The sequence below is a fragment of the uncultured Anaerococcus sp. genome, assembly GCF_937934665.1.
Lineage (GTDB): Bacteria > Bacillota > Clostridia > Tissierellales > Peptoniphilaceae > Anaerococcus.
This window is the reverse complement of the sequence record NZ_CALGYW010000008.1, coordinates 1-6,871: the sequence shown is the minus strand read 5'-3', so window position 1 is coordinate 6,871 and position 6,871 is coordinate 1. Positions and strand designations below refer to the sequence as shown.

6 protein-coding genes and 2 tRNA genes are annotated in these 6,871 nt (G+C 33.4%); 6 read left to right on the top strand and 2 right to left on the bottom strand.

The genetic code is table 11. The features are described from left to right. Nucleotides 1-33: 33 nt before the first annotated feature. Genes mreD through Q0410_RS00470 form a run of 4 tightly spaced genes read left to right on the top strand, consistent with a single transcriptional unit; the run spans nt 34 to nt 5,453 of the window. The gene (mreD, locus tag Q0410_RS00485; protein WP_299031578.1) at nt 34-525 is read left to right on the top strand and encodes a rod shape-determining protein MreD; all 492 of its coding nucleotides are present in this window, start codon (nt 34-36) and stop codon (nt 523-525) included. A gap of 8 nt (nt 526-533) precedes the next feature. Beyond that, on the top strand, nt 534-3,893 hold the full coding sequence (locus tag Q0410_RS00480; protein ID WP_299031575.1) for a penicillin-binding transpeptidase domain-containing protein: 3,360 nt from the start codon (nt 534-536) through the stop codon (nt 3,891-3,893). Nucleotides 3,894-3,906: 13 nt separating this feature from the next. Further along, nucleotides 3,907-4,530 carry a hypothetical protein gene (locus Q0410_RS00475; protein ID WP_299031572.1) on the top strand — a complete coding sequence of 208 codons (624 nt, stop codon included), beginning with the start codon at nt 3,907-3,909 and terminating at the stop codon, nt 4,528-4,530. Next, on the top strand, nt 4,527-5,453 hold the full coding sequence (locus Q0410_RS00470) for a ribonuclease E/G (RefSeq protein ID WP_299031569.1): 927 nt from the start codon (nt 4,527-4,529) through the stop codon (nt 5,451-5,453). The genes Q0410_RS00475 and Q0410_RS00470 overlap by 4 nt, the downstream gene beginning before the upstream one ends. Here the strand turns inward: Q0410_RS00470 and Q0410_RS00465 are convergent. Beyond that, complete coding sequence (locus Q0410_RS00465) at nt 5,442-5,696, bottom strand: GIY-YIG nuclease family protein (RefSeq protein WP_299031566.1); 255 nt, start codon at nt 5,694-5,696, stop codon at nt 5,442-5,444. The two genes, Q0410_RS00470 and Q0410_RS00465, sit on opposite strands and share 12 nt — an antisense overlap. After that, on the bottom strand, nt 5,696-6,301 hold the full coding sequence (locus Q0410_RS00460) for a regulatory protein RecX (protein WP_299031562.1): 606 nt from the start codon (nt 6,299-6,301) through the stop codon (nt 5,696-5,698). The genes Q0410_RS00465 and Q0410_RS00460 overlap by 1 nt, the downstream gene beginning before the upstream one ends. Before the next feature lie 318 nt (nt 6,302-6,619). Here Q0410_RS00460 and Q0410_RS00455 point away from each other — a divergent pair. Beyond that, a tRNA-His gene (locus Q0410_RS00455) sits at nt 6,620-6,696 on the top strand. A 1-nt stretch (nt 6,697) separates the two neighbouring features. Beyond that, nucleotides 6,698-6,783 (top strand) — tRNA-Leu (locus Q0410_RS00450). The last annotated feature ends 88 nt before the right edge of the window (nt 6,784-6,871 follow it).

The window sequence follows — 6,871 nt, the reverse complement described above, 5'->3', positions numbered from 1 at the left end:
GTAAGGAAAAAAAGCAAAAGGAGGGGGAGATATATGAATAAATTTAAGAGTTTTTTAATCTTGCTAGTAAGTTTTATTTTGCAAACCTCAATTTTTGCTAAAATAGACATACTGGGAGCAAATTTAAATATAATCATTCCTGCAGCCATTGCACTTGCACAGATTTTGCCAAATAAAACCGGTAGGGTTGGGGGTCTTGTAGTTGGTCTTTTTGAAGACTTTCTATTTTCAAGCCTAGTGGGGGTTAGGGCTCTTTCCTATTACCTTATCGGACTTTTCTCATCAGGCGAACTTATAAAGATAGGTAAGGATAAGAGGAGTGGTGTGATTGTTTGTATAATTTCTACAATCTTTAATTTTTTACTGGTAAATGGTATCTACTATATTTTTGCAACTAACCTTACTCCAATGAGAGGGTATTTGGGATCTGCAATTATTGTAGAAGCTATCTTAAATTCAGCTATTTACTTACTTTATTATTTATTAATTAAAAAAGTAATGTATATACCGACCTATAGGATATAGAGGTTTTTATGAGAAATAAAAAAGAAAATAGACTAATTTTCATCCAAGCCTTTGTAGTAATCGCAATCCTAATTATAATTTTTAGACTTTTTAGTGTCATGATTTCTAAAGGGGACTATTATAGGGACTTATCTGATAATAGAAAGGTCAAGGAAGTAGATGAGCTTGCAAGTAGAGGAAATATCTACGACAGGGATGGTAGAATCCTTGCTACATCTGTTCCGTCCTTTGCAGTTAAACTCTACAAGGATGAGCTAATGAGTCTAGAAGAGGAAAAAAGAAAAGCCCTTATTGGAGATCTTGTAGATATCTTGGAAGAAGATGGAGTAAACTATACAGAAGATTACAATGTAAAATTAAATACATTTAGGTATAAAAGAGAGGCTGATTATTTTAAGAAAAAAGAAATGCCAATGGAAGATGTGGTCGAAAAGTTAATTGAAAATGACCTTATCGAAGAATTCTTATTATCAATTTATAAAAAAGATGGTATTAAATATGAAACCTTAAATACAGCTATCTTAGCCCTTAAAAAAAGAGGGATAGACGTACCTGTCCACATTGACCAAAAGGATGGGAAACTACTTGTAGAATACAAAAAAAACTATGAGAAAAAACTTGCTTCGATAGGATTTAATAAAAAAGACGATCCTACAGATGTTATCCTAGAATCAGTGGGGGAAGACAGGTCAGTTCTCCTATCTATTTTACAAAATTCTCACGCGAGGCTTTTAGCCTACAAAATTTTAGAGAGTAACAAGCTATTGGGAAGTCTAACTATGGATGACTACGCCATAAAAAGTGATCAAGATTTAATAGAAAAAAAGGCAAGACTTCATAAGGCCTTTGATAAAATTACCCTCGATTCTAAGCCAAGTGACGATTTTTGTGAAATAGTAAAAAACTCTACAATTAAAGAAGTGCTCACCTATGCTATGGTAGATGATAAGGGAGCCTATATTATCCCTGCTAATATGCTAATAGAAAAGCTTGAAAATAAGGGGATATATGCAAATTTTGAAACTGAAGTAATCACAGAAAGTAAGGATGATAAAAACCAATATTCTGTAGATGTAAGGTTTAAAAATCCTCAAGCAGGCTCTGCTGTTGATGAACTTGCTAGACTTGCTGATGAACACGGTTTAATAAAGCCCCTTATTGAATCTGAGTATGTAAAGTATATGGCTCAAAATGCCAACACTAGAAATAATATCTATCCAAATATAGATATTACAGAAGATGATCCTGATGATTGGGAATATACCTTCACTATTGACAAGAAAGATTTTTATACCCATTATGCTAATAAGAATAAGGCAAATTCTACTAAAGAAACAGTCGACATCCTGATGAATGAAAAAGATGGGGAAAAAATCTTAGCCTACCTCAAAAAAGTAAGCGGACTTGACGAGTACAATGATGTAGAAGCAGTTGGTATATTAACTATAGACAATACCTTAAACAGGCAAGGCTCTTTTGGTTATAGACCAATAAATATTGTGTACAATCTTGATGAGTCAACAGTTTTAAAAATTGAAGAAAAAATTGATTCAGCATCTGGTATTGTTGTAGAAACTATTCCTATTAGGTCTTATCCGAATAGAAATCTCGCTAGTCATATCCTAGGCTACATGGGACCAATTGCAACAAGTGAAGAAGTCGATAAGTACGTAAAAGAAAGAGCCTATCTCCGTGATGAAATCATAGGGAAAACCGGTATAGAAGAATCTTACCAAGATAATCTAAAGGGTAAAAATGGTAGGTCACTTGTAACAGTTGACTCATCTGGAAATAGAAGAGAAACCATATCTCAAACAAAGTCAGAACCAGGTGATGATGTTTATTTATCAATAGATGCCAAGCTTCAAAAACAAGCTGAAGAATCTCTAAAAGGGGTCCTAGAATCCTTAAGAGAAACTGGTTTTTATGAGTCAGAATACGGTTCATTTACTCCATTTAAAATGGCACCCCATGCTGAAAGTGGAGCGGTAGTAGTATCTGATGTTAAAACTGGGGAAGTCTTAGCCCTAGCATCCTATCCGAACTACGATCCGAACCTATTTTCCACAGGGATTTCTAGTTCCGACTGGGAAGCTCTCCAAGTAGAAGAAACTGAAGGGCCTTTGGCACCAAGACCAATGCTAAACATAGCAACTCAAACAGCTGTAATGCCAGGCTCTACCTTTAAGCTTGTAATAGCCCTAGCAGCCCTAGAAAAGGGTCTAGATCCACTAGCTATAAATAATTGTCATGGCTTTATGGAAATAGGTAACAGGAGATTTTCTTGTCTTGTCTATACAGAAACAGGCACAACTCATGGTGAAGAAAACCTATATGGAGCTATAAGAGATTCTTGTAACTACTATTTCTACACCCTAGCCCTTGGTGAAAACCCAGAAGACGGCGATTCACTAACAACCAAGCTTGAACTAAACGATATAAGACTAGCTTGTGAAATGCTAGGACTTGATCAAGAAACAGGAATAGAGATAAATATTCCTAGGGAAGCTAAGGGAAATGTCCCTTCAATAGGCAAAAAAGTTGAAGTAACTAAATTAATGCTAAAAGACTACCTAGAAAAAAATCTTACCCTCTTTATCAAAGAAGGAGTAAAGAAAACTAGGGATGAATACGAAAAAGACATAACAGATATAGTTAAGTTTACAGACAGTCCTAAGGATTGGACTAGAAAAGCTATCATCGATTTCTTTGATGAAAGAGGCTATGATCCTATAGTAGTACCAGAAGGCCAAAGGGATGGATTAGCAGATACAATCAAGTATACCTACCTAAACCAAGCTGTTTGGGATATAACAGATATGTTAAATATAGTTATCGGCCAGGGGCAAAACTCCTATACTCCTATTCAAATGAATAGGGCAGTAGCAACCCTAACAAATGGAGGCTACCTAAATAAGCTAACTCTTATAAACAAGGTTAAAAACCATGATTCTGGAGAAGTTTTATTTGAAAATGTTCCAGAAAAAGAGAGAATAGATATTAAGGATAAGAAATATCTTGAAGATATAAAATATGGTACCCTGCTTGTAGCTCAAAAAAATGCTGTTTTAAATCAATTACCAATAGATATTGGTATAAAAACAGGTACAGCAGAAGTAGAGGGTCAAAACCTTGATGGAACAGACTACGATACCTATGCATGGATGGTTGGTTTTGCGCCTTATGATAATCCAGAAATAGCTATTTCTATAGTATTAACCCAGGGTGATACATCCTACAACGCATCTCCAATTATGAGAGATATAGTGGCGAGGTATTTTGATTTAAATGTTGAGATGATAAATGCAGAACCAACTGCAGAAGACATCCAAGAACTCGGCGAATCTACAAACGGCGAGGCTCATTAGTTAAGAGGAAAATATGCAAGTATATTTAATAAACGGAAAAAATAACATAGGAAAAACAGATTTTGCGGTAAACCTAGCAGAAAGACTTTCTGAAAATAAGAGAGTCTTACTGACATCTTTTTTTAGAAGCGAAAAATCAAATATAGAAGATTATTTCAAGAAAGACGGCATGGTTAGCTACGATATATCAGACTACTTTCTAGGTCTTTGTGAGCTAGAAAGGGTAATGGTTAAGGAGAATGCCAACCTAAACTTTATCATAGCCCCACTTTTAGAAGATAAATATGAATTTAGGGTAGATGATGTTTATAGGCTCATAGATGAGATAGATTATGATATAATAATAATAGATAACCTTGACCTAGCTATAAAAGATGCAGTAAAAATAGAAATTATAGACAGCAAAGATCTTGATAAAGAAATCCACGCTGACTATTATTTCATAAATCGTGTTGAAGATAATTTTGATCCAAGACCTATTAAAGATAAAATTCTAGGTAAGTCTGCAACTTACCTAGGCTTTGCTAAAGAAAATGATTATTTCAAAAAAATCATAGATAACCTCCTAAAGGGAGAGGCTGAAAATATAGAAAGTCTTGGATTTTTCGAAAAAATTAAGAGGATTTTTAAGAAATGAAAGTAATTTTCATTGATGGAAAAGAAAAAATCCTAATGAGGTTAAAAGATGAGAGAGTCATGGAAGTAGTTTTCTATGACTCTCTTCTTCATAATATCTACAGGGCTAAGGTTGTTAACAAACTAGATAACCTCAAGGCTTATTTTGTAGAAATACCTGGTAAAGAGACCTTGTTTTTAAAATCAACCCTAGCTTATAATATAGGAGATAATGCCATTATCCAGTATGTAAGAGAGCCTGCTAATGGCAAACTAGGTCTTGCAAGTGAAAATTTTAGGCTAGAAAATGAGGCCTATAGCCTAATTAGGTATCCTCTAAGAAAAAAGCCCAAGCTTAAAGCTCATAAAAAGAAAGATAAGGTCTTATATGAAGAAATTTTAAAAGAAAAAGAAAGGTTAATCAGGGAAGAGAAATTTTTCCCAAGTCCAAAACTCTTACTTAAAAATTCCATAAAAGACGCCTATATATTAAAATATAAGGACTATGAACAAAGAGATTTTGATATTAGAAACTCAAGAGTCTTTACTCTTTTGAAAGAAAACTTAAAGGAATCTGAAATAGTTTATAAGGACCTATCTATAATTATAGATGAACTAGAAACCTTAACTGTAATTGACGTAAATACAGGATCTAGAAAATCAAAACAAAGAAAAAAAGATTTTCTTTTAAATATAAATCTAGAATTAATTGACTTTATTATCTACAACTTAAAACTTAGAAATATTGGTGGTATGGTTGTAATTGATTTTTTAAGGTCAGATGGGGAAGAGAAAATAATAGAGGCTTTTAAAGAAAAAGCAAAAGAATATAAGCTGGAAATGGAAGTTTTCGGCTTTAGTAAAATGGGTCTTTTTGAAGTTTCTATAAAAAGGAGAGGCGAAAGTCTAAAAGCAAACCTAAGAAAAAGAAATTTACTTCCTTAGGTTAAATGCTTTGACTAAAGCCTCTTTTTCTTTTTTTGTAAGTTTTTTGATCCTAGCTTCAAGCTTAAGAGCTAGTGACTTGCTATCAACTCTCTTATAATAAACAAGGCTAACAGGAAGCCTTGATCTAGTATATTTAGCACCTTTTCCTCTATTATGGGTCTTTAGCCTCCTATTAACATTGGTAGTATATCCGGTATACAGGGAATTATCTCCACACCTTAAGATATATACAAAGTGCATCAAGAAAACCTATCATCAAGGACTTGATTTATGATATCAATATCAAAACCCTTACCGGCCAAGTGTCTAAAAACCTTAACCCTATTTTCATAAGAAAAATCATTTTTTATCTTTTTATCAGCAAAAAATCTAGCCTTCTCTACTTCTCTCTTATCATCAATTTGGTATATATAATCTTCAATTAATCTTTCATCTATATGCTTTCTTTTAAGCATATGAGAAATCTTTCCCCTAGACCACTTAGAAATTTCATCCTTATCTCTGATATAGGCCTTTACGTAAGCCTCATCGTCTATAAATCCATAGGAATCAAGATAGGCTATAATTTTTTTTATAATATCTTCAGAAAAATCTTTATCTCTAAGTTTCTTTTTTATTTCATAGGTAGACTTTTGAGAATATGAAATCTTATTTAGGGCAAAATTTTTTGCCCTATTAAATTCATCATTGGCAAGAATTTCTTTATAAAGACTAAAGTCTATCTCTTTACCCTTCTCAAGACTATTTTCATAATACAGGTCATAGTCTATAAAAAATTTTTCTCCTGATATAGTTATTCTTATCAGATTATACTTATCTGAATATTCTATGTTTTCAATAATCATTGCACGGACAAGATAGCATTATATACTAGGGGAGCAACCATAGCTATAGCTATAACAATAGCAAATATTTTTAATATAAATTTCCTTGTATTCTTCATAATTCACCTCTTTAGATATTCTACTACAAAGAAAGAAAAAATAAAATGATAAAAAAATTTGCATTTTTTTAAAATACGTGGTATTATATTATTTGTCAGTAGGAAAGACTTAAGCGGCTAGCTTAAGAAATTCTTAAAAAATCACAAAAAACATTTGACAAAACCAAATAAAGGTTGTATACTAATATAGTCAGCATGAATAGTGAAGATACACCACGTGGTGGGTATGGTCCAGTTGGTTACGACACCTGGTTGTGGCCCAGGAGAGCGTGAGTTCGAATCTCACTACTCACCCCATGCGGGATTGGCGGAATTGGCAGACGCGCTAGACTTAGGATCTAGTGAGAATTTCTCGTGAAGGTTCGACTCCTTTATCCCGCACCAAATAGCAAAAGAAGCACTCAAATAGAGTGCTTCTTTTTTTATGTGCGCTCGGCATGAGCATATCCTAACAGGTGAAAGTCCTAAGTGT